This is a genomic window from Shewanella sp. 1180_01 (assembly GCF_052850535.1).
This window is the reverse complement of record NZ_VXCT01000036.1, coordinates 21062-43187: the sequence shown is the minus strand read 5'-3', so window position 1 is coordinate 43187 and position 22126 is coordinate 21062. Positions and strand designations below refer to the sequence as shown.

Genomic DNA, 22126 nt, shown 5'->3' with positions numbered 1-22126 from the left:
GATGTAAACATCAGTGCTATGCACTCAAAAACACCAGTGCTATGGATTCAAAGGTAGGTTTGCCCGCCTTTGATATCAAATGAAGCCACTACTGCGTTAACTTATTGAACATTAAGCATTAAACTTAATCACTAAACCTAAGTATTAAACAACTGCGGTAAATTAATGCACCACCGCGGTATCGTCGGTCTCGCCAAGCGGGATTTCAGGGCCAAACTCCGAGTAACACATAATGGCGGCAATGCGCACAAACTCGAGTAGTTCAGTGTAAGCAGCTTCAGATTCTTCATCGTCGGCGACATCAAATTCCACTTGAGCAATTTCCGCCAAGTCTTTGATCACTTCACGCACTTCTGCCGAGGCTTGATTCAGTTTCGGCTGAATAATTGCCATGCCAGTCAAAAAGCTTTGGGTCCAAAGGGACAAGGCTTCAACACGTTGGCTGAGCGGCTCTTCTTCTTCGGGCAACAGCGGCATGAAACCAAATTCAAAATCCACTAAACGCGCGACAGAATCATTAAACAAATCACACACTAATTGGTGCAACTGCGCTGGCAAAGGTTGACCATCGTTCATCAAGTCAAATAAAGGCTTGATCCAAGTGTCGCCAGTTTGCGCTACACCACCGCAAATTAAACCGACTAAAGCACCGTGAACTTCTACCGGATGTTGGCCGATTTCAGCCGCATCTAAGGCGAGTTTTAAGCTGTCGATACGTAACGAAGGAGGGGTTGCCATGTCAGATCCCAATAAGATTTTTCCAGCAGCAATGCTAGCAGAGATAAAGACTTGAACCAATACTGAATCCCAATAATGGCGAAATCGGCCACACCCTGATAAAAAATTATCCAACTGTTCACACAAACAGCAAACAAAACCGCCAAAGACCAATCCATTTGCGGCTTACCTTGCACTTTTAATATCAGCCCTATATAGTCCGCCCTAAGAGGCTAACGAAAGGATCACCCGCGACATGAGTAACAGTGCTGTTGAAATTACCCTACTTGGGCGCACCTACTCTATCGCTTGCCCGAAAGGTCAAGAGGATGCCTTACGTACGGTAGCATTGGGAGTTGAACAACAACTCACAGCGTTAAAAACCCGAACCAATAGCCTAAGCCGCGAAGAAATTGCCATTATGGCGGCGCTGAATATTGGACACGAGTTGTTCCAAGAAAAGCAAAAAAATAAGCATTACATGCAACAGATGGACGACAGGATCAGCTTGCTGCAGTCGACCCTCGAAAATGCCTTAGTTGAGCGTTCAACTAAATAGATTTAAACTGTGCGCCTTGGTGATTTAACACCATTTGAGTTAAACCGACTGACGCACAGTGAATGGCTAAACTGGCTTATCTATATAAACCAATGTTTTAGCGATTCAATACCGTTTTGCTCCCTGGGATGCATGCCAACTGGTAATGTCCCTGTGCCGATAATTTTTATCTCAGGGTGAATGCTTTACTGACATTGTGCATGCTCGGCTTGTACCGAGAAGCCTTAGGAGGTAATCATTTACCCGCCTTGAACCTACGGTTCAAGGGCTACACCGGTAGCGGCATTCTGGGGAGCATCTTAATTTATGTCTACATCCTCCAAACTTTCTCATTTGAATACCCAAAGCGACACGGCGCACCTTGCCGTAGAGGTTGCTACTGTTGGTGAAATGACTGATGTCGCAAGCCATGCGGCAAATATCGCCATTCATACGCAAGAAAGCCGCAATCAGTTACGCAAAAGCATTCGTACCGCCCGCAAATCCCTTTCAGAAACCGAGCAAACCCAAGCAAGCTTAAGCGCCAGCCAACGAATGCTCGATGCATTGCAGGTCCAAAATGCGCAACATGTGGCGCTGTATCTCACCCACGATGGCGAACTCGCCACGCCGCCGCTGATCGCTGCGCTGTGGCAATTGGGCATTCACACCTATCTGCCAAGGTTGCATCCCTTCAATGCTGGGCAACTGTTATTCCTGCATTACAGTGCTGACACGCCGATGCAGGCGAATCAATTCGGCATCTTAGAACCTAAGTTAGATGTGCGCGCCATTATCCCAGTAACTGAGCTAGATGTGGTTATCACGCCCTTAGTGGCGTTTGATTTAATGGGGAATCGCATGGGCATGGGCGGCGGTTATTACGATAGGACGCTGGCAAACTGGCAGCTCAAAGGTAAACCTTTGCCTATGGGTTACGCCCACGACTGCCAGCAAGTTGTGAGTTTACCCTGCGAGCATTGGGATGTGCCTTTGCCATTCATCATCACCCCAAGTCGCGTACTGACGTTTTAAGCCATTAGCTGTTGCTCGAAAAATCAAATGACTATTTTAACTGGCGGCCGCCATCGACATTATGACAACGACCTGTGACGTAGCGGCTATTAAGCAGGTAGTCCACGAGTTCGATAATCTCCGCATTCCCCGCCTCTTTCGGCAACAGCGCTTTGGCTAAGGTTTTTTGCTGATAGGCGGCGTCATCACCCGTATTAAATAGGATCATCGCTGGTGCAATCGAATTGACTTTAACCTCGGGCGCGAATTTGGCGGCAAAGGATAGCGTCATATTGTGCAGCGCGGCTTTACTGGCGGCATAGGCTATGTGCTTCTGACTGCCCTTCTCTGCCACGTAATCGGTAATATGAATCACATCACTGCCGCCGATTTCATCGCCAGCAGCGGCACGTAGCTGCGCCTCTAAGGCCAAGTTCAACTGATAGGGCACGCTCACATGCACTTGCATCATCCGCTGCAGCACTTGGCTCGGTGCAAAAGTGATACTCTTTAAAGGCTCATTATTTGTAAGAACAGGCTCCGGCAGCCAGTCCGAAGCATTGTGAATAATGGCGCGAATTTGAGGCAGTTGAGTTAACTCATCGATTAAGGCTTGCACTTGGGCATCGTCATAAAAATCGCAGGGATACAGAGTCGCACCTAAAGCGTTCAGCTCATCGATGCTATCGTAATGGCTGCGATAAGTACCAATCACCTGCTGACCTTGGGCTAGAAAATGTTTGGCTAAGGCGTAACCTATGCGTTTACCCACGCCTGTGATTATGAGGGGAGATGTCATACCTATCCTTTTGATTCGTCATTGCTCAGGTTTTACCTTGTTCACTTAAAGGTAAGCTGATGAATAACCAAGATGTTACTGTACTCGTTTGAATTTAACCTAATAAAAAGCCAAATGAGACACACATTAGATTTAAATCAGCTGCGATCTACAACCCTTTATTCTGCGTATTAGGGTAAAAGAAAACCAAGCTTAAGTGCGTAAGCCAAGAGCTTTGATCAAGTATTGTGGTCAAGTCATCAGAGGTGAACCCGATGGAACTGCGGATTTTTTACGATGGAAATTGTCCATTATGTAGCGCCGAGATGCGTCAACTGAAAGCGCGCGATCCGAAAAACTTGATTGCGCTTGAAGATTTAAATGCACCCGATTTTAGCGAGCGTTTCCGCCATATCGATAGAGACTACGCCAATACGATTCTCCATGGCGAAACCGCAACAGGCGAAGTGTTACTCGGGTTAGATGTCACTTGTAAAGCGTGGGCACTGACAGGTACTCGTACTTGGATCCAACTGTTACGCCTGCCCGTGATTAAAACTGTGGCCGATTGGTGCTATCTCAGATTCGCAAAACACAGATATCGCATCTCCTATTTACTGACGGGTAAAGCCCGCTGCGACGATAACTGCCAAATTCCCACCAGGCGCCGCTGATCGATTAAGTTAAATTGAGCAAGTGTAAAACTGAGGCATAAAAAAACGGAGCTCAATGGCTCCGTTTTTTAATTCGTCATAATCTAAAAAGGTTATCCGAAAGATTATTTAACGAAATCAACGCCTAGTTTGATATCGCCTTTCAGCGTATCTAACATAGAATCACGAGCGTTAGCTTCGAATGCACTCACTTCACCGTAAGGCAGTACTTTTTCAATACCGTTTTTGCCTAACAGCACAGGTTGTGCGAAGAACTCTGCGTGCTCGCTGCCGCCGTCAACATAGGCGCATTCAACGATGTTAGCTTCGCCTTGCAGACCACGAACCAAAGACAGACCGAAACGGCAAGCCGCTTGACCCATAGACAGAGTCGCGCTACCGCCACCGGCTTTAGCTTCAACCACTTCTGTACCCGCGTTTTGGATGCGAGTTGTCAGACTTGCCACTTCTTCGTCAGTGAAAGTCACGCCTTCAACTTGAGACAGTAATGGCAGAATGGTCACGCCGCTGTGGCCGCCGATCACATTGACTTTAACGTCAGCAACGTTCAGGCCTTTTAATTCGGCGATGAAGGTTTCAGAACGGATCACGTCTAATGTCGTGATACCGAACAGACGGTTCTTATCGTAAACACCCGCTTTCTTCATCACTTCTGCAGCGATAGCGACAGTAGTGTTGACTGGGTTAGTGATAATGCCAACCAAAGCCGTAGGGCAAGTTGCCGCTACTTTTTCGATCAGGTTGCGAACGATACCGGCATTGATATTGAACAGATCTGAACGATCCATACCAGGCTTACGCGCAACACCAGCAGAAATTAGAACAACGTCAGCACCCACGAGGGCAGGCGTTGGATCTTCACCAGCAAAACCTTTGATTTCAACAGCAGTAGGGATGTGGCTCAAGTCAACCGCAACACCCGGAGTAACCGGTGCGATATCATATAGAGACAAATGTGAACCCGCAGGCAGTTGAGTTTTTAACAGTAGGGCAAGAGCCTGGCCGATACCACCAGCAGCACCAAGTACAGCAACTTTCATAGTTATCTCCGTTATTTCTCGGATATGTGTGACATGGATCTAATTTACGTTGGCGTCACATTACTGGAATGTCACAACAATTTCAATTATCCCTTAGTCGTGGGACAAAAGAATTCCGGAATAACTTAGAAGCAATGTAGAACAATTACTCAAATTGGTATTTTTACGCCCCCAGCAAACGCTTAACCACAGGGAGTTAGTGAATTTTTATTCAACCAATCTGGTTATTTGTTGACAATTTTTCTAAAAATATTCAAAATGGGCCTGTTTTTTTGAATAACGAATAATAATATTATGCAAACGACCAAGAATCAGGATGACCTTGTTAGAATTTTTAAGTCGATTTTAAAAGAAGAGCGCTTTGGCTCTCAAAGTGAAATCGTCACCGCCTTGCAAGCTGAAGGCTTTGGTAATATTAACCAATCAAAAGTATCACGCATGCTCAGCAAGTTCGGCGCAGTGCGGACTCGCAACGCTAAGCAAGAGATGGTGTATTGCTTACCGGCCGAATTAGGCGTACCCACCGCGGGTAGCCCGCTGAAGAATTTGGTACTCGACGTCGATCATAACCAAGCGATGATCGTCGTGCGAACTAGCCCAGGTGCTGCGCAGCTGATTGCCCGTTTATTGGATTCTATCGGTAAACCAGAAGGCATTTTGGGCACAATTGCCGGTGATGACACTATCTTTATTTGTCCATCGAGCATCCAAGATATCGCCGATACCTTAGAAACCATCAAATCTTTATTCAATTACGCAGAATAAAAAAACAGGTCAGCTTGCTGACCTGTTCTATTTCATCTGTACGCATTTCTGTCCAATCTTGCGCTGATTATTTGGCCATTGTCCCGATTACGTTACACATTTAAGCCAATCTCGCGTGCACCGATGTTTATACGCCAAGGTCAGTAAGCCACACTGATGCGCTGATTTGCGTGAGTGCCCTGTTCAGCCTCATCTAACATGGCTTTAGCGTAATCTGTAACAGAAATGCGGCTGCGACCATTAGCATCGGTAAAGAAGCTGTCGCCACCAAGACGATATGGGCCTTCACTCTCACCAGGATAAATCTCAGCGGCTGGGCTCACAAAGGTCCAATTGATTGCAGTTTGCGCCGCACGAAATACCTGCAAAGCTTCACCCTGAGCTAACGCCTCATCTTTATATGCTGCGGGGAAATCTGGGCTAGAAACCAGAGTCACACCGGGTGCCACTTCTAAGCTCCCTGCGCCACCAACCCACAATAAACGTGGCACCTTAGCGTTAGGCAGCACATCCAGTAAATGCTGAACCGTACTCGCCACTAGGCCATGATTTTGTTGTGCGCGCCCACCAACAGAGGCAATGACAACATCTACGCCAGCAAAGGTTTGCGCAACTAATGGCTGCTCTAAATCCACAGCATGCACAGCCACATCAGTAGCGGATAACTTGCTCGGATCACGCACTAGCGCTGTTACTTGGTGCCCACGGCTCAATGCTTCTTTTAAAATTGCACCACCAATCCAACCTGTTGCACCTAAAATTGCGATTTTCATTTCGTTAACTCTCTCTGATGATTTACATTGAAGCCAGTTTACTTGCAGTATTTCCCGTGATAAACATCAATAAATGAGCATGATTGTTTCAGTTTGAGGTACTAATGTGGATAAAATTGCCGCAATACGCAGTTTCGTCGAAGTGGCAAACTGTGGCAGCTTTACCAAAGCTGCCGAGCATTTAGACCTCAGCCGCCTGCAGGTGTCCCGCCATATTCAAGAAGTAGAGCAGTGGTTGAGTTTACGCTTACTACACCGTACCACCCGCAGCGTCAGCCTGACTTTGCAAGGCGAAGAAGCGCTGCAATTTTGCCAGCGGATCTTAAGTGAAGTCGCCGCCATGGAAAGCCGCGCCCACAGCCATAACAGTGAACTGGTGGGCAGTATTCGCATCGCCACACCGATTGGCCTTGGACAGCACAGCCTGTTTGATGTCGTCGACCGCTTTATTAAAATTCACCCTAAGGTCAGCATTCAGCTGGTGATGTCAGACAGTTTTGCCCAATTGGTGGATGAGCGAGTCGATGTGGCACTGCGCTATACCGAGCAGCCCGATGATAATTTGATTGCCCGCCGTTTAATGACCATAGATGCCGTGATCTGCGCTGCGCCGAGCTACCTTGATAGCAACACACCACTTGTCGAGCCCATCGATCTACTGGCTCACAACTGCCTGATACACTCGGCGCAACAAAATTGGCCTTTCCTGAAAGAGCTGCAAGCCGAGCATGTAAAAGTCACCGGCAATCTTAAAGCCAACGATATGGGCGTATTGGTGAGTGCGGCGCTGCGGGGACATGGCATAGTGCGTTTGCCCTGCGACTTAGCCAATCAATACCTTGCCAGTGGCCAGCTCAAAGAAGTGTTACCCGACTTTACGACGCCAGGCCAAACCTTATGGGCTGTGTACTTGTCCCGCAGTTATCAGCAAAATCTGGTGCGCGCCTTTATCGATTTCACTGCCCAGCAATGGCAACTCGATATCAAAAAATGGCTCCCAGCGCATTAGCATAAAAAACGCACTTAGGCGTTAGCGTAAGTGCGTGTTAATTGATGCTGAATCTGCTCAGATATCGAAAGCTTATTCGTCGAATTGCAGCATAAAATCCAATGCGGGGGCAAAGAAAGATGAGCCTGTCATCGCCTTGGTAAAATGCATCAAATGATCATGGTTACCTTCGCCATCACCAAACATCATACTATGCAGCATCTTTTCAAAATGCTCAGGCGTGCGGCAGTTAGAGATAAACATCAATCCCTGCTCTTTTAGTGAACCATAAGGCATGCTCTGGCGCAGGATCTCCATCGACTGACCGTTCTCATCTTTAAGATTCACTCGCTTGATATGGCTGGTCAGTGGCTTATCTTCTGACTCATACTCGATATTATCTTGCTTAGTGCGACCGATAATATCTTCTTGTTTTTTAACCGGTAATCTATGCCATTTACTCAGGTTATGGGCATACTTTTGCACATGAATATAGCTGCCGCCCCTAAACTCAGGATCTTCATCGCAAACCAGAGCGACTTCTTGACGGTGACGCCCCTTAGGGTTTTCGGTGCCATCGACAAAGCCGGTTAAATCGCGGCTATCCATAAATCTAAAGCCCCGTTCTTCATCGACTAATTCCACTAAGTCTTCAAACATTTGGCTGATTTCATTAGCGACTAAATGCAGAATATCGTAACGGTCGCAGCGGATATGCACGAACAAATCATATTCAATTGCCGGCGCTTCGCGGCTGCCGACTTGCATCGCAGGGAAAGGCTTGAGCATTTCAGGGCGAGCATTGGGGTAGAGGCTATCCCAATAATTAGCGCCAATCCCCACAAAACCATTGAATGCACTGTCAGAGTATTGATCTGTCAGCTCATAAATATACTGCGCAACGTTGGCAAGACAGGGACGTAATTGCGACTCGACATTGTCATTGGCATTAAACATCAAATAGACACTGTGTAAGTTCCCCTCTGCACACACACCCAACTGTTCACGCGGCATATTTTGTATATCCATTTGGTTATCACCCTTTTTCTAAATTCATTTTCGGCAATATTATCCGCAACTTTACCTGAAAATGACATTAACTAACGCACAGTTTGTTCTGGTTTATCATGATAATGCTCATTACGCAGCTTTATCGCGCCCAAGATCCCTAAATGTAAAAATTGACGAGACTGTAAAAGTCTCGTCAATCAGTTTAATCGAATAAATGAAGCAAAGCTTACTCTGCCTCAAGCTTACCTTAGTGTGACGCTGAAGTTAATAACCGGCGGCATGACCATCTTTACGGCTCTCAGAAGCCGCACGATACACGCCCGTTTCAGCATTAAATCCAATAGCTTGATAGCCGCCAAAATCGCCAAGGCCGTCACGCAGCACATGACCTTTCTTGATAAGCTCACGGCGCGTTTCCACAGGGAAGCCCGATTCCAGACTGACGTAGCCGCCGTCATTCATCACTTCGCCGGTGGGCTCAGTTGAACCCATATGCAAAATTCTGGGGGCATCGCCCGCTTCTTGCAAGTTCATTTTAAAATCAATCAGGTTCATTACAATCTGCGCGTGCATCTGTGGTTGAGTCGCGCCGCCCATCACCCCAAAGCTGAGCCAAGGTTTACCGTCTTTGGTCACAAAAGCGGGAATGATAGTATGGAAAGGACGCTTGCCCGGTGCGTAGGTATTAAAACGCCCCTCAGTTAAATCAAACATTTGCCCACGATCTTGCAGCACAAAACCGAGATCCGGCGGCGTCATCCCTGAACCCATACCACGGTAATTACTTTGAATGAGTGACACCATGTTGCCGTCTTTGTCGGCGGTGGTCAGGTACACAGTATCGCCATGTTGCAACGCTGGATTACCCGCATCGACACTCTTGGCCGCTTTATTGGGATCGATTAACTTAGCGCGATCATAATTGTATTGCTGCGAAATCAACTCGTTAACTGGCACTTTATTAAAGGCCATGTCGGCATAAAACTTAGCTCTGTCGGCAAAGGCGAGTTTTTTGGCTTCGACAAATAAATGCACATATTCGGGGCTATTAAAGCCCATAGCAGCCACATTAAAGGGTTCCATGGTTTTTAGGATTTGCAGCGCCGCAATCCCTTGTCCATTGGGCGGCAGTTCCCATACATCGTAACCACGGTAGTTCACCGAAACCGGCTCTATCCAGTCGCTAGTATGGCTGGCTAAGTCATCATAACTTAAATAACCACCTTGGGATTTCATGTACTTATCGATACTTTTGGCGATATCGCCTTTATAGAAAGCATCGCGGCCACCCTTGGCAATTTTCTCATAGGTATTAGCAAGCGCTGGGTTTTTAAAGATTTCGCCCACCGCTGGCATCTTGCCATTAGGCATATAAGTTTCTTTAAAACCGGGGAATTTTGCGAGTTTTTTACCGCTACCCTCAAGATAATAAGCAATCAATTCGGACACAGGAAAACCATCACGGGCATAGTGGATTGCGGGCGCGAGATTATCGGTCATAGCTAATTTGCCGAACTTATTATGCAGCTCATACCAACCATCCACAGCGCCGGGCACTGAAACAGGCAAGGGCCCAAGCGGTGGCAAATAGTCTAAGCCGAGGGATTTAAGCTTTTCTAAACTTAAGGATTTTGGACTGCGACCCGAAGCGTTAAGGCCATAGAGGCGTTGATCTTTCGCGCTCCAGACGATGGCAAATAAGTCACCACCAACACCCGAACCCGTTGGTTCGACTAACCCTAGCATGGCATTGGCGGCAATCGCCGCATCGACCGCGCTGCCGCCCTGCTTGAGTATATCAATAGCGACTTGCGTGGCGAGTGGTTGACTGGTCGCCGCCATTCCATGGGTGGCATACACTTCTGAGCGCGTCGCAAAGGCTTTACCCGTGATCCTATCCATGGCCATCACTCCTGAAGACGATATTGCCGTCGCTACTGTCACTAAGGTACAAATTGATTTTATTGTTTTTATCATAATTCCTCCCACTCTGGAGAAATTAAGGTAACAAGGATGGTCTAAAATATCACCAACCAATACCGCATAGGCCTAAGTTAAACGTAAGCAAAAATGTCGTACTTTCGTTGGTGATAGCTTATCGCCGTGGCATTAATACCTGACCGCTTAGATTTGCTCTGCACAATATCAATATGTCTAAGATTCAAATAGTACCAGCGAGTGCAGCTCTGTCGTGACCCCGACTTTTTGGCCGATAGTGAGCTGCATCATTTGGCTTCGCACTTCGACATAATAAGCGTGAGAAGCGGCTTCAATTTTGACCCAGTAATGACAAAAAGCGCCTAAGAAACGCCGCTCTGTGATCGTGCCCACACCTTGCTCATCGGCGCTGAGCGTCAATTGCTGCGGGCGCAAGAATACCGTACCGCTGAACTCGCTCGGCAACCCTAATGGCGTAAGGCTGGTTAAATGACCGATAGGAGTGGCAACTCTGTGTCCATCGAGCACTGCGGCGGGTAAGTAATTACCGCTACCTAAAAAGTCCGCCACATAACGGCTGTTTGGCGCGGCATACAAGGCTTCAGCGCTGCCATACTGCACTATAATGCCTTGATTAAAAATCGCCAAAGTATCAGCAAATACAAAGGCTTCATCCTTACTGTGGGTGACAAACACCGCGCTAACATTACGCTGTTTTAAAATGCTGCGAATTTCCGCCATCATCTCGTAGCGCACTTGGGCATCGATATTAGAAAAAGGCTCATCGAGCAGTAATAACTGCGGCTCATAGGCAAGTGCCCGCGCAATCGAGACGCGCTGCTGCTGACCGCCAGATAACTCATGGGGATAACGCTGAGCTAAGCCTTCCAGTTTGACTAAGGTTAGCATGTCATCCAACCGTGCCTGACGCTCGGCGGCCGACAATTTAGCCACGCCAAAAAGGATATTCTCAGCCACAGTTAAATGGGGGAAAAGCGCATAGTCTTGAAAAATCATGCCGATACCGCGCTGTTCGCTAGGCACAAACTGGCTGTCGCCACTCACAACGCGGCCATTGATCTGAATTTCACCTTGGCTAATCGCCTGTAAGCCCGCAACCGCTCGCAATAAGGTCGTCTTGCCACAACCGCTGGGGCCTAATAGCGCAAGGATTTCCCCTTGGTCGAGAGCCAAGCTCAAGCCTTTGAGTACTTGCTGGCCCAGATAATCGCTATGAACTTGCATAAGTTTGAGCGTGTTTGTCATCAGCTGTGTAGCTCCAATGAACGGTTTAAATAAATCAGCGGCACTAAGCCCACCAGTACAATGACAATCGCGGCTAAGGCGCCGTGCTCGAGTTTTTCATCGGACACAAACTGGAAAACATAGGTTGCAAGGTTTTCAAAACCGATAGGTCGCAGTAATAATGCCGCGGGCAATTCCTTCATGCTTTCGATAAACACCAATAACGCGCCCGCAAACAATCCCTTACCAAGTAGAGGTAAATGCACTCTTTGCAGTAACTGCCGTGGACCTTGGCCCATAGTCAGGCTCACCATGTCCAGCGATGGCGAAATGCGTTTATAGCTGCTTTCAACGCTGCCGATAGCAATTGCCACAAAACGTACGCAAAAGGCAAAAATCAACGCCACTACGCTGCCCGTCAAAATAAGTCCTGGGCCGTCTAAACCAAGTAGATCCGCCAGATCGTTAATCGCAAAATCGAGCATAGTGAGCGGCACTAATACGCCGATAGCGAGCACAGTGCCGGGCAAGGCATAACCCGTCGAGGCTAAACGTGAGGGCAAGGCATCACTGGGTCTTGGGCTTATCCGGCGTACAAACATGAGCAGCAAAGCGATTAAGCAACAAATTAAGCTAGTGATCAGCCCAAGGCTGAGACTGTTAAGGCTTAACTGCCAAAAGCTCTCATCCCAGCTTTGTTCAAAATAACCAATGGCATAGGATAATATAATCCCAAAGGGCAGCAAAAAGGCTAATAGCAGCAGAGTGGCACAAAAGCTCAGTGCAACTGCGGTTTGCACTGCCGAGAGTCGATACAAATCACTGGCTTGGATGCGCGATTGTTTTTGGAATAACTGCTGTTTACGGCGGGCAAAACGCTCAAATCCAATCAGGCTAAACACCACCAGCAAAATAATCGCCGACAACTTAGCGGCGGCGGTCAGATTGCCATAACCCAACCAAGTGTCATACACGGCCGTGGTTAAGGTTGGCACGGCAAAATAGTTAACCGTCGCAAAATCGGCGGCGGTTTCCATCGCCACCAAGGCCACGCCAATCGCGAGTGCAGGCCTTGCCATAGGCAAAGAAAGCCGCCAAAAACTCTGCCAGGGTGAACAGCCCATAATGCGCGAAGCATGGGCCAAACTTAAGGATTGCTCCATAAAGGCGGTACGCGCCAAGAGATAAATATAGGGAAATAATACCAGCGACAACATGCACGCCGCGCCGCCTAAGGTGCGAATATCGGGGAAGAAATAATCCTGCGATGAGCTCCAGCCAAATATTGATCTCAAGCTGCGCTGCACTGGCCCCGCATAATCGAGCAAATCGGTATAAACGTAGGCAACAATATATCCCGGCATAGCGAGGGGCAGTAATAGCGCCCATTGCAAATAACGCCTACCGACAAATTCACAGCGAGCCATCAACCAAGCACAAGGTAACGCGAGTAATAACGCGCCCAAACTCACCCAAAAGATCAGCAATAAACTGTTGATGATATAAGTTGGCAGAACCGTTGCCATCAAGTGGCCAAACACGGCTTCATCAGGCTGCAAAGCCTGCAATATCAGCGCAACCAGTGGCAACACCAGTATGGTGGCGACCGCATAACCAGCAAGCGACCAGCTTCTGGCTAATCCTAAAATCATGTCAATCCTTAAAAAGTCACAGCGCCAATCAATGGCGCTGATAACCTAATCTGCAATTTTTCACTCGCACTTAAAGCAAAATGCTAGAGATCAAACTGCACTTCATCTAATAACTTAACCGCCGCTTGGTGATATTCGGCCAGTTTGAAAATAGGCAATTGATCCGACTTAAACTCGCCCCATGAAGCCACTAAGGTTGAAGGTGTCACATCTGCTTTCACTGGATATTCCATATTCACATCGGCATAGGCCTTTTGAGCCACATCGGCGGATAAGAATTCCATCAATTTGATCGCATTGGCTTTATTCGGTGCATGACGGGTTAATACCATACCAGACACGTTCACATGGGCACCGCGATCGGCTTGGTTCGGGAAGTTAATCGTCACCGCTTCAGCCCAGCTTTTTTGCTCTGGGTCTTGCATCATGTTGCCGTAATAATAGCTGTTGCCGATGGCGATATCACATAAGCCTTCTTTTACCGCTTTCACTTGGGCTCTGTCATTACCCTGTGGCTTGCGCGCTAAGTTACTCTTCACGCCTGCCAACCAAGTTTTGGCCTCAGCTTCACCGTGGTGGGCAATCATAGATGCCACTAACGCTATGTTGTAAGGATGCTTACCGCTGCGGGTACAGATTTTGCCTTTGTATTTAGGATCGGCGAGTTCTTCATAGGTAATTTGCTGCGGCCCTAAACGGTCTTTCGCCGTGTAGAGATTTCGCACTCGCATAGTCAGGGCATACCACTCGCCGTCAGGATCGCGATACTGGGCAGGAATATTGCTTTCGAGTTGGGTATTTTTAACTGGTGAAGTCAGATCTTTATCGACTAATTCAACCAGACGTGAGAAATCAGAGGTCAGCACCAGATCTGCAGGGGATAAACGACCTTCACGGGCGAGACGCTCGGCAATGCCGTCTTTTGCAAAGACCAAATTCACACCTATGCCGGTTTCTTCGGTGAAACGCGTCAGGATAGGCTCCACCAAGAAGGCTTGGCGATAAGAATAAACGGTTAATTTATCATCAGCATTCGCCGAATGCCCAACCGACATTAACCCAACTACTGCTGCGCAAGTTACCAATTTCATTACCGATTTCTCCCCAAAGTGATGACGTGTTCAGCGAGTGTGAACATGGCTGCATTAATGATAATGCTTATCAGTTGCGCAAGAGTAATAGATAGATAAGTGGAGGGCAATAGTCTATTTAACTTTTTGTTTTTAATGAGTTTAAAATCAAAACTGGTGATTATCTCAAATCAAACTAAACTGAACCTTAATTTGCTTAAAATGCTTTTAGGAGGCGTTATGTTAACTGTTTTGCTGCTAGGCGTAGTCGCAGTGACGCTATTTGGCTTATTTAAACTCAACACTGGCCACAAACGGCATAAACACTATGCTAAAGCTGTTATTCCATACACTGACGGGACTAAGCTGCATCATCATTTTCACAGTGTAAGCATAGTGAATGACGGCAGTTGCTGTAAGCAAGTTGAAACATTCTCTGGAAAACGTTTTCTATCGAAGGATGCGCCGGAAATCCCGATGGAAGAATGCACTATGACCCACTGCCAATGCCGCTATCAACACCATGAAGATAGACGCCAAATAGGGAATGATCGCAGAGTTGAATACGGGGTCACGCGGGATTTATTCGGCGCTTTTGGAGAACAAAACCGCCGTGATAGACCAAAGGGAAGACGCGCAACCGACGGCTGAGCATCTTCATCCAATTACTGGGGGCGAGTTTGAATAAATGCGGGTAGATCACGCATCTCACTAAACCAAAGTGCCGTCGCTGGGGCAACCTTGCGCCAATCTAACTCTGGATGTCTAAAGTCCACATAATCAAGCAAGCAAATCAAGGCTAATTGCGGTGCCTGAATCGTGGTTTGGGTGATCACGGTTTGCAGTTCAACCTGCATAAGTCCACGCAACAATGCTTGTTCAAAACGGGCCGTCCAAAAAGCCGATCTCACACCTTCATCTTCACGCATCTGCTCTTGGCGCAATTTTACCGCACTATCGATTAAGCCTTTTATCAAGGAATACTGACACTCCAACACCCAGTTATTACTTGAGATGCCAAACATCTTACGATCGCCAAGCTCAGCATCTAGGTAACGCATAATCACTTCGCTATCGAATAGTGCCACGCCATCGTTGGTGATAAGACAAGGGATCTGTCCTAACGGGTTCGCATCGAGTAATTCGGCACTGTTTTCAAAGGGATTGACTAGCAGCTCTTCAATATTGTTAATCCCTAAATACTGGATTAAGGCTCTAACACAACGGGCATAGGGTGAAGCTTGAGAACTTAACAACTTCATCAAAAATTTCCTTTTATTTGCATTAAACGCTATGGCTATTAAGGGGTGAGAACTGTTTACTCTCACCGCCCATATAAAATGCGATCACCAATATTTCTCTACGGTAATTTGTCCCGGAGCACGACGTAAATTCTTCACCAATCCCTTATCGAGTAAGGCACTTTGGGCGCCATTTATCATACCGGGATTGCCGCAAATCATGACTTGGGAATCAGCAGCACTTAAGGTTAATCCTGCCTTTTGTTCGATTTCCCCCGAGACTATGCCCTCGGGAATACGACACTGCAACGCATCGGCCAAGGGTTCACGGGTCACACTCAAAACTAATATAAACTGTGCTGGGTATTTGCGTTCTAACTCACGCAGCTTATCAAGGTACGCCAAATCCTGCGCCTCGCGTACGCCATAAACAAGCACCACTTTTTCAAAACGCTCCCAAGGTTCATGGGTGTCGAGCATAGACAAAAATGGCCCTACCGCTGTACCTGTGGCCAAAAACCATAAGTGCTTGCCTTGAAGTTCACCCTTAGGAATTTCCGCTAAGGTCATAAAACCGGTCGCGGTTGAGGTGATTTCAATTTCATCGCCTATGACAAGGTTGTGTAATTGCGGCGATAACAGACCGTCCTCTACCGCAACGGCGAGCACTTCGGCATAGGGTTTATCGGGGGAATTTACTAAGGAGTAAGCTCTGGCCACACGCTTATCATCTTGCATTTGACTTAACTTGATAAACTGACCAGGAATAAATGGGGCTAACTCGGCGGCGATGCGCAATGAAAATAACTTATCGCTCCAATCAATACGTTCTATAACTTGTCCCCTAGTCCACATAACTTGCCCTCAAGCGAAACGTTAAATAGACTTCCAGCATAGACTTTTTTCCGCATAACAAAAACCCCTTATGATAAGGGGCTTATGACGATAGAACCGAAAACAACAGAGCGTTAACTGGCACTCGATTGTGTCTCATCTGTCTTCTTGTTAAAGCTATCTCTAAAGGCCTGTAATCCCTCTTGCACTAAACCGTAGGTTTTATCGACACCATCGGCAATATCACCCTGCAACACTTTAAGACCAGACAGAATATCTTTCGCTTCTTTAAAGCCGTTATCAATTGCACCACCAATGATTCCCATAAAGCTATCGAGTTGATCGCTTAGACTCATACCCGAATTTTGTTGCTGGTGAATGCTAAAAAATTGCGTCGCAAAACTCACGATACGATCTGCAGTCGCTTCTTGTGATGTATCTACGCCATTATCGTAAGCAGTTTGAATCGCGTTCTCGCCCATAGTAGGCGCTAACTCTTTATTAATCGACTCTATCGCAGCGCGATAAAGCAAGGTCATAGACTGATCGCCTGACTTGATATTCACATCTTGCTGTGCCGATAGAATCGCTTGATTCATCAGCTGCTTACTCGTTTGCTGCGCGGTTTGTTTCGAGGTCAATTCTGTGGTTTTCGCGTCCTTCGAATCACTCACTTCGGTACCCTTAGGCGCCGTATTTTCAGCATATTTTTTCTGCGGCAAAGGGGTACTTTGCACTTGAGGAGATTTATTAATTTCCATGATGACTATCCATTCAATTCGGGTCGACTTTATTATCGACCAAAATTTAACCTGCTTTAGTAATTTTTAGAATTGAAGTACCATCGTGACCACAAGGCCATGATAAGGCCCGTATAAATTGAGTGGGTTTATTCTGTATAAATTGCATAAAGTGCCAATCCACCCGCATGCAGCTCATTGCTATCGTCGAGCTTAGACAAAAGCTAATAGAAAAGGATGTTACACCATGGCAGCAGGCCGCAGTTTGAGTCATTTCCGCTTTCACGCGTTTACACAAATACTTAAGCGCTGTACTGAGCACTATATGGGCATCAATATTAAACGCCTTAGTTTGCTCACTGGTCTTATTATCTTAACTTGTCTCGGCCTCTCGCCGATTAGCCAAGCCCATGCGGAAGACAGGCTGATTATTTTAGTCAGGCATGCCGAAAAAGCCGACACGCCAGCCAATGACCCGCAGTTATCGCCCAAGGGGGAAATGCGCGCAACGTCACTGATCACCGCCTTGAGCCGCACGCCGTTGTCGCAACTCATCGCGACTCAATACCTGCGAACCCAGCAAACACTCACGCCCATCGCCGAGGCTCGCCATTTGCCAGTGACGATAGTCGAAGCAGCAAAGCCTATCGAAGAACATATTCAGCAGATTGTCGAACAAGTACATGCGGTACAAGGTAATACGCTCATCGCTGGTCATTCAAACACAGTGCCATTGATCATAAAAGCCCTGGGTGGACCTGAGATCCAAGCGATCGGCGAAGAGGACTACAGTCAGCTGTTTTTACTCTCTCTCAATGATGGCCAACCCGCAAGCTTGATCTCCACCCGCTACGGACAAGAATAAGGATAAATAACATGAGTGAACTCAATTGGTTTATGTGGGGACTCGATCTGTTGTCAGGACTGTTTTTAATCGTTATAGGACTCGCAGTACTCGCGGTTATTTACATGTATATCGCAGATAAAATGCAGACCAAACAAGCGGTAAGACATAACTATCCCGTGATTGGTCGTTTTCGATATCTGTTCGAAAAACAAGGTGAGTTTTTCAGACAATACTTTTTTGCCCAAGACAGGGAAGAATTGCCCTTCAACCGTGCTGAACGCAGCTGGGTGTACCGCGCCGCCAAAAATGTCGATAGAACCATAGCCTTTGGTTCGACTCGTCCCTTGGATGCAGCTGGTACTATCATGTTTATGAATACCGCCTTCCCAACCCAAGATGAAGATATCACTCCTATTCATCCTCTGACGATTGGCACTCACTGTCGTCAACCTTATACGACTCAAGCCATTTGCCATATTTCAGCCATGAGTTTTGGCGCCCTATCTCGTCCAGCCATCACCGCCCTTTCCCATGGCGCAGCGCAAGCGGGTTGCTGGCTTAATACGGGTGAAGGCGGTTTGAGCCCATATCATCTCAAAGGTGGCTGCGATCTCGTCTTTCAAATTGGAACAGCAAAATACGGTGTGCGAAATGAACAAGGACATTTAGACGATGAAAAACTGAAAGCGATAGCGATTCATCCTGAAGTCAAAATGTTCGAAATTAAAATGAGCCAAGGCGCAAAACCTGGCAAGGGTGGCATTTTACCCGGTATTAAAGTGACCGCAGAAATTGCCCATATTCGCGGTATTCCAGAGGGACACGACTCAATCAGCCCCAATGGCCACATCGAATTTAAGTCAGTGAATGATATTTTGGATATGGTCGAGCGAGTACGTGAAGTTACTGGTAAACCTACCGGCATCAAAGCCGTACTCGGGGATGTGCAGTGGCTGGAAGATTTATGTAATGAAATTGAACGCCGCGGCGAAGACTCAGCCCCCGACTTTTTCACCTTAGACAGCGCCGATGGCGGCACGGGCGCAGCGCCGCAACCGTTAATGGATTATGTAGGATTACCGCTGAAAGAAAGCTTACCTATCCTAGTCAATATCTTGATCCAACGAGGCTTGCGTAAACGTATCAAAGTCATCGCCTCGGGCAAACTTATCGTCCCATCCAGAGTCGCTTGGGCTTTGGCATTAGGCGCCGACTTTATCGCATCGGCACGTGGCAACATGTTCGCCCTCGGCTGCATTCAAGCCTTGCAATGTAATAAAGATACCTGCCCAACGGGTATTACGACGCACAATCCAAAACTACAACAAGGGCTAAATCCTAGGGACAAATCGACGCGTGTCGCTAGCTATAATCATAATTTACATCATGACTTAGGGCTGATTGCACACTCTTGCGGAGTGACAGAGCCAAGACAGCTCAAGCCTTCACATGTACGAATTGTGCTCGATAGCGGCTTATCCATCTCACTCGACAAATTCTATTCGCACATGGATAAATAGCCGCAAATCCTTACCGTTATTAGCCAGTACAACTTTTGTCTATATGGGTTTTACATCAGGTATATTTGAATGCGCATCACAAAAGAGGTAAGATTCGTGAGGTGAGGCGTTATTCAAATACCTTACCCACAATAGAACTTAAGGAAACACTTTGAAATCTAGCTTCGTAAGCCAACTGCCCCCCAGTAAAACTGTAAGCACGAGCTGTAAGAGCTGTAATCGCCTAACTGAGATCGAAGGCGAGCTTGTGTGTTTTCGTGAAGGACAGATCATCCGACTCACATTGATCGATGAGTCAGCGCCTAAATTGAATCTTTTATGCGAAGGTTGGAAAGCTGGCAAGCTAAACGGCGTAGCTTAATTCGGTAATATTTATCGAGAGTCGCATTTATCTAGAGTAGTTCTAGAGCAAAATCACTCTTCCTTGAGCATCGAGAATAGAAGCTCACCTCTATCCTCACACATTCTTATCTAACGCGTGCTTTCTAACGCATTTTCTAGCGTATGGTCTATGATTTTTAGCGCATGCTCATCATATAATCACTTGTCGGCACGTTCATATCGCGGATCACACCCGCAAGTACCATCTCTGGATTGACCTTAGCCAAAGTCAGGCGCCGAGTCGTCACCAGTAGGCCCGCATTCAATTCAGCATGAATACGTTGCAGCGAATCATAATCAACACCACGTTTTTTCAATGTCGCCATGATGGCATCCCAATCAGTGGCGACTTTTTCTTCTTTGCCTTCAATGTTAACTCTCAGTGCAATATTTTCCATGCCAGATCTCTTCCGATTGATGTGTTGGCATTTGAGTATAGAGAGCCAAAGCTGAATAAAGACTGAACTGTATTGCGCTATTAACTGCTCAGAGGAGTATGTTGTTGCTCATTTTGTATACGCCATAATTTGGCATATAGACCATCTGCCAACAGTAAAGTTTGGTGATTGCCTTGCTCAACAATTTCACCTTGGCTCAAGACGACGATTTGGTCAGCATCGACAATAGTGGATAATCGGTGAGCCACCACAAGGCTGGTATGCCCTTTAGCGACTTCCCGTAGTGCCGATAAAATCGCTTGCTCGGAACGGCTATCGAGTGAAGATGTCGCCTCATCAAACACCAGCACGGGTGAGCCCTTCAAAATGGCCCTCGCTATCGCGACCCGCTGTTTTTCTCCGCCAGAGAGTTTTAAGCCGCGCTCACCCACCTTTGTATCCCAACCAAGGGCAAGCGATGCAATAAATTGCTCTAAGTGCGCCAGTTTAATCGCGTTGCGCACCTCTTCATCCGTCGCGCCCGGGCGACCATAACGTATGTTCTCAACTAATGAATCGTTAAACAGCACTGTATCTTGCGGCACGATAGCGATGGCCCGTCGCAACGCATCTTGCGTAAGATGACGGATATCTTGTCCATCGATTTTAATCGCGCCTTGGTCCACATCGTAAAATCTAAATAGCAGTTTAATCAGCGTCGATTTACCGGCACCACTATCACCGACTACGGCCACTTTTTTTCCCGCAGCAACCTTAAAACTCACGTCCCGCAAAATTTGCCGCTCGTCGTAGCTGAAATTCACATTTTCAAATACCAGCTCGCCCTTGGTGGGCTGAAAATCGAGTGCTTGGGGTGAATCGACTATCATGGGATGTTTATCGAGCAGGCTAAACATACGTTCAATATTGGCTAAGGCGCCGCGAATTTCGCGATACACGAAACCTAAAAAGTTAAGGGGTAAAAAGAGCTGCATCATAAACGCATTAATCAACACAAAATCACCTAAGGTCATATCGCCATAGGTAACTCTGTATGCCGCCAGCGCCATCATTGCTGTCATCGCCAGAGCGATAATCACAGCTTGTCCGCCATTAAGCGCAAACAAAGATAAGCGGTTTTTACGTTTAGTGACTTCCCACTGTTCTAGCGCTTGATCGTAGCGCTGCGACTCATACTTCTCATTATTGAAATACTTAACGGTTTCGTAGTTCAGCAAACTATCAATCGCCCGCGTATTTGATAAAGAGTCAGCCTTGGCGGCATCACGTACATACTCAGTGCGCCATTCGGTCGCGACCACAGAGAATATGATGTAGGCCAACACAGCAATAAAGGTGATTGCCGCAAACACAATCCCGTAGTTATAGAAGAAAATGCCAATCACCATGACAATTTCGAGCAAGGTCGGCACTATGTTGAACACCATAAACCGCATGAGGAAACTCACGCCACTGGTGCCGCGCTCAATATCACGGGATAAACCGCCGGTTTTGCGCTCTAGATGAAAATCGAGATCAAGTCGGTGTAAATGCTCGAATACCGCTAAGCCTAAACGGCGGATCGCCCGCTCAGTCACCCGACCAAACAAGGTATCGCGGATCTCCCCCGTAATCGCCGTCAGTAAACGAATCGCACCATAGGCCAACACCAATCCCACGGGCACACTGAGGGCTTGCGCGGTTTTATCGGCATCTAAGGTGTCGACCAAATGCTTCAAAATAAAAGGCAAAGCCACGCTGGTCAGCTTAGCGATGATGAGGCATGACATCGCCAGCGCAATACGGCCTTTGTATTCCAATAAGTAAGGCCAAAGCAGCTTCATGACGTGCCAGTTTAATTTATCGACTGGACCTTCAAAATATAACGTTGGGCGCATAGGACATAACCTTGAATGAGTTATGCCAATTGTAACAGTACAAACCAGACATAAGCTAAACGAAACGAGCAAAGCTTGAATAAAA

Annotated in this window: 23 protein-coding genes and 1 other RNA gene; 10 read left to right on the top strand and 14 right to left on the bottom strand. The window is 47.1% G+C overall.

Translation table 11 applies throughout. The annotated features are described in order from the left end of the window. Positions 1-162 precede the first annotated feature (162 nt). Positions 163-738 carry a UPF0149 family protein gene (locus FW758_RS16930; protein ID WP_006080183.1) on the bottom strand — a complete coding sequence of 192 codons (576 nt, stop codon included), beginning with the start codon at positions 736-738 and terminating at the stop codon, positions 163-165. A gap of 235 nt (positions 739-973) precedes the next feature. Here FW758_RS16930 and FW758_RS16925 point away from each other — a divergent pair, with 235 nt between their 5' ends. From FW758_RS16925 to FW758_RS16915, 3 genes are all read left to right on the top strand, one after another. Further along, on the top strand, positions 974-1276 hold the full coding sequence (locus tag FW758_RS16925) for a cell division protein ZapA (protein ID WP_006080182.1): 303 nt from the start codon (positions 974-976) through the stop codon (positions 1274-1276). 117 nt (positions 1277-1393) lie between these two features. After that, positions 1394-1574, top strand: a non-coding RNA gene (ssrS, locus tag FW758_RS16920) — 6S RNA. Positions 1575-1582: 8 nt separating this feature from the next. Further along, complete coding sequence (locus FW758_RS16915) at positions 1583-2290, top strand: 5-formyltetrahydrofolate cyclo-ligase (protein ID WP_446445988.1); 708 nt, start codon at positions 1583-1585, stop codon at positions 2288-2290. 31 nt (positions 2291-2321) lie between these two features. Here the strand turns inward: FW758_RS16915 and folM are convergent, their stop codons facing one another. Further along, positions 2322-3068 (bottom strand): dihydromonapterin reductase, encoded by a 747-nt coding sequence (gene folM, locus FW758_RS16910; RefSeq protein ID WP_446445987.1) that lies wholly within the window; start codon positions 3066-3068, stop codon positions 2322-2324. 254 nt (positions 3069-3322) lie between these two features. On the opposite strand from folM, the gene FW758_RS16905 reads away from it, so the two are divergent. Continuing rightward, the gene (locus FW758_RS16905) at positions 3323-3721 is read left to right on the top strand and encodes a thiol-disulfide oxidoreductase DCC family protein (protein WP_446445986.1); all 399 of its coding nucleotides are present in this window, start codon (positions 3323-3325) and stop codon (positions 3719-3721) included. 104 nt (positions 3722-3825) lie between these two features. Here FW758_RS16905 and mdh read toward each other — a convergent pair whose 3' ends face one another. Continuing rightward, positions 3826-4761 (bottom strand): malate dehydrogenase, encoded by a 936-nt coding sequence (gene mdh, locus FW758_RS16900; protein ID WP_011845758.1) that lies wholly within the window; start codon positions 4759-4761, stop codon positions 3826-3828. Positions 4762-5055: 294 nt separating this feature from the next. Between mdh and argR the strand changes: the two genes are divergently transcribed. Beyond that, complete coding sequence (gene argR, locus FW758_RS16895) at positions 5056-5526, top strand: transcriptional regulator ArgR (RefSeq protein ID WP_006080175.1); 471 nt, start codon at positions 5056-5058, stop codon at positions 5524-5526. Between the two features lie 140 nt (positions 5527-5666). On the opposite strand, the gene FW758_RS16890 is transcribed toward argR, so the two are convergent. Continuing rightward, on the bottom strand, positions 5667-6299 hold the full coding sequence (locus FW758_RS16890; protein ID WP_259214836.1) for an NAD(P)-dependent oxidoreductase: 633 nt from the start codon (positions 6297-6299) through the stop codon (positions 5667-5669). Between the two features lie 106 nt (positions 6300-6405). On the opposite strand from FW758_RS16890, the gene FW758_RS16885 reads away from it, so the two are divergent. After that, positions 6406-7308, top strand: a complete 903-nt coding sequence (locus FW758_RS16885; protein WP_012588568.1) for a LysR family transcriptional regulator — start codon at positions 6406-6408, stop codon at positions 7306-7308. Positions 7309-7380: 72 nt separating this feature from the next. Here FW758_RS16885 and FW758_RS16880 read toward each other — a convergent pair whose 3' ends face one another. The 5 genes from FW758_RS16880 to FW758_RS16860 form a co-directional block, all read right to left on the bottom strand. Further along, positions 7381-8316 carry a Dyp-type peroxidase gene (locus tag FW758_RS16880; RefSeq protein WP_446445985.1) on the bottom strand — a complete coding sequence of 312 codons (936 nt, stop codon included), beginning with the start codon at positions 8314-8316 and terminating at the stop codon, positions 7381-7383. A gap of 246 nt (positions 8317-8562) precedes the next feature. Further along, a complete protein-coding gene (gene ggt / locus FW758_RS16875) occupies positions 8563-10275 on the bottom strand; it encodes a gamma-glutamyltransferase (protein ID WP_446445984.1) in 1713 nt (570 codons plus the stop codon). Positions 10276-10452: 177 nt separating this feature from the next. After that, entirely contained in the window at positions 10453-11502 is a 1050-nt protein-coding gene (locus FW758_RS16870; RefSeq protein WP_446445983.1) for an ABC transporter ATP-binding protein, read from the bottom strand. Then, positions 11502-13133 carry an ABC transporter permease gene (locus FW758_RS16865; RefSeq protein ID WP_446445982.1) on the bottom strand — a complete coding sequence of 544 codons (1632 nt, stop codon included), beginning with the start codon at positions 13131-13133 and terminating at the stop codon, positions 11502-11504. The genes FW758_RS16870 and FW758_RS16865 overlap by 1 nt, the downstream gene beginning before the upstream one ends. A gap of 83 nt (positions 13134-13216) precedes the next feature. Next, complete coding sequence (locus tag FW758_RS16860; protein WP_446445981.1) at positions 13217-14224, bottom strand: Fe(3+) ABC transporter substrate-binding protein; 1008 nt, start codon at positions 14222-14224, stop codon at positions 13217-13219. A gap of 219 nt (positions 14225-14443) precedes the next feature. Here FW758_RS16860 and FW758_RS16855 point away from each other — a divergent pair, with 219 nt between their 5' ends. After that, entirely contained in the window at positions 14444-14854 is a 411-nt protein-coding gene (locus FW758_RS16855; RefSeq protein WP_446445980.1) for a hypothetical protein, read from the top strand. 14 nt (positions 14855-14868) lie between these two features. Here the strand turns inward: FW758_RS16855 and FW758_RS16850 are convergent, their stop codons facing one another. The 3 genes from FW758_RS16850 to FW758_RS16840 all read right to left on the bottom strand — a co-directional run bounded on the left by FW758_RS16850 (position 14869) and on the right by FW758_RS16840 (position 17039). Next, entirely contained in the window at positions 14869-15465 is a 597-nt protein-coding gene (locus FW758_RS16850; RefSeq protein WP_011845907.1) for a glutathione S-transferase N-terminal domain-containing protein, read from the bottom strand. 84 nt (positions 15466-15549) lie between these two features. Next, complete coding sequence (locus tag FW758_RS16845; protein WP_259514235.1) at positions 15550-16299, bottom strand: ferredoxin--NADP reductase; 750 nt, start codon at positions 16297-16299, stop codon at positions 15550-15552. A 113-nt stretch (positions 16300-16412) separates the two neighbouring features. Beyond that, positions 16413-17039, bottom strand: coding sequence for a DUF5610 domain-containing protein (locus tag FW758_RS16840; protein ID WP_446445979.1), 627 nt, complete (start codon positions 17037-17039; stop codon positions 16413-16415). 226 nt (positions 17040-17265) lie between these two features. On the opposite strand from FW758_RS16840, the gene FW758_RS16835 reads away from it, so the two are divergent. The 3 genes from FW758_RS16835 to FW758_RS16825 all read left to right on the top strand — a co-directional run bounded on the left by FW758_RS16835 (position 17266) and on the right by FW758_RS16825 (position 19746). Then, a complete protein-coding gene (locus FW758_RS16835; RefSeq protein WP_446445978.1) occupies positions 17266-17883 on the top strand; it encodes a histidine phosphatase family protein in 618 nt (205 codons plus the stop codon). An 11-nt stretch (positions 17884-17894) separates the two neighbouring features. Continuing rightward, a complete protein-coding gene (locus FW758_RS16830) occupies positions 17895-19385 on the top strand; it encodes an FMN-binding glutamate synthase family protein (RefSeq protein WP_446445977.1) in 1491 nt (496 codons plus the stop codon). Between the two features lie 151 nt (positions 19386-19536). Further along, positions 19537-19746: a hypothetical protein gene (locus FW758_RS16825; RefSeq protein WP_006080153.1), complete on the top strand. Its 210-nt coding sequence runs from the start codon at positions 19537-19539 to the stop codon at positions 19744-19746. A 157-nt stretch (positions 19747-19903) separates the two neighbouring features. Here the strand turns inward: FW758_RS16825 and FW758_RS16820 are convergent, their stop codons facing one another. Continuing rightward, a complete protein-coding gene (locus FW758_RS16820) occupies positions 19904-20164 on the bottom strand; it encodes a hypothetical protein (protein WP_259563388.1) in 261 nt (86 codons plus the stop codon). 80 nt (positions 20165-20244) lie between these two features. Beyond that, positions 20245-22041, bottom strand: a complete 1797-nt coding sequence (locus tag FW758_RS16815) for an ABCB family ABC transporter ATP-binding protein/permease (protein WP_446445976.1) — start codon at positions 22039-22041, stop codon at positions 20245-20247. Positions 22042-22126: the final 85 nt, after the last annotated feature.

Excerpts from the sequence above, each read along its gene's own strand:
- FW758_RS16845 (WP_259514235.1), bottom strand. The coding sequence starts at position 16,299 with ATGTGGACTAGGGGACAAGTTATAGAACGTATTGATTGGAGCGATAAG.
- ggt (WP_446445984.1), bottom strand. The coding sequence starts at position 10,275 with ATGATAAAAACAATAAAATCAATTTGTACCTTAGTGACAGTAGCGACG.
- FW758_RS16865 (WP_446445982.1), bottom strand. The coding sequence starts at position 13,133 with ATGATTTTAGGATTAGCCAGAAGCTGGTCGCTTGCTGGTTATGCGGTC.
- FW758_RS16820 (WP_259563388.1), bottom strand. The coding sequence starts at position 20,164 with ATGGAAAATATTGCACTGAGAGTTAACATTGAAGGCAAAGAAGAAAAA.
- FW758_RS16890 (WP_259214836.1), bottom strand. The coding sequence starts at position 6,299 with ATGAAAATCGCAATTTTAGGTGCAACAGGTTGGATTGGTGGTGCAATT.
- FW758_RS16860 (WP_446445981.1), bottom strand. The coding sequence starts at position 14,224 with ATGAAATTGGTAACTTGCGCAGCAGTAGTTGGGTTAATGTCGGTTGGG.
- FW758_RS16815 (WP_446445976.1), bottom strand. The coding sequence starts at position 22,041 with ATGCGCCCAACGTTATATTTTGAAGGTCCAGTCGATAAATTAAACTGG.
- argR (WP_006080175.1), top strand. The coding sequence starts at position 5,056 with ATGCAAACGACCAAGAATCAGGATGACCTTGTTAGAATTTTTAAGTCG.
- FW758_RS16870 (WP_446445983.1), bottom strand. The coding sequence starts at position 11,502 with ATGACAAACACGCTCAAACTTATGCAAGTTCATAGCGATTATCTGGGC.
- FW758_RS16830 (WP_446445977.1), top strand. The coding sequence starts at position 17,895 with ATGAGTGAACTCAATTGGTTTATGTGGGGACTCGATCTGTTGTCAGGA.
- FW758_RS16905 (WP_446445986.1), top strand. The coding sequence starts at position 3,323 with ATGGAACTGCGGATTTTTTACGATGGAAATTGTCCATTATGTAGCGCC.
- FW758_RS16915 (WP_446445988.1), top strand. The coding sequence starts at position 1,583 with ATGTCTACATCCTCCAAACTTTCTCATTTGAATACCCAAAGCGACACG.
- FW758_RS16925 (WP_006080182.1), top strand. The coding sequence starts at position 974 with ATGAGTAACAGTGCTGTTGAAATTACCCTACTTGGGCGCACCTACTCT.
- FW758_RS16880 (WP_446445985.1), bottom strand. The coding sequence starts at position 8,316 with ATGGATATACAAAATATGCCGCGTGAACAGTTGGGTGTGTGTGCAGAG.
- mdh (WP_011845758.1), bottom strand. The coding sequence starts at position 4,761 with ATGAAAGTTGCTGTACTTGGTGCTGCTGGTGGTATCGGCCAGGCTCTT.
- FW758_RS16855 (WP_446445980.1), top strand. The coding sequence starts at position 14,444 with ATGTTAACTGTTTTGCTGCTAGGCGTAGTCGCAGTGACGCTATTTGGC.
- FW758_RS16835 (WP_446445978.1), top strand. The coding sequence starts at position 17,266 with ATGGCAGCAGGCCGCAGTTTGAGTCATTTCCGCTTTCACGCGTTTACA.
- FW758_RS16840 (WP_446445979.1), bottom strand. The coding sequence starts at position 17,039 with ATGGAAATTAATAAATCTCCTCAAGTGCAAAGTACCCCTTTGCCGCAG.
- FW758_RS16930 (WP_006080183.1), bottom strand. The coding sequence starts at position 738 with ATGGCAACCCCTCCTTCGTTACGTATCGACAGCTTAAAACTCGCCTTA.
- FW758_RS16850 (WP_011845907.1), bottom strand. The coding sequence starts at position 15,465 with ATGAAGTTGTTAAGTTCTCAAGCTTCACCCTATGCCCGTTGTGTTAGA.
- folM (WP_446445987.1), bottom strand. The coding sequence starts at position 3,068 with ATGACATCTCCCCTCATAATCACAGGCGTGGGTAAACGCATAGGTTAC.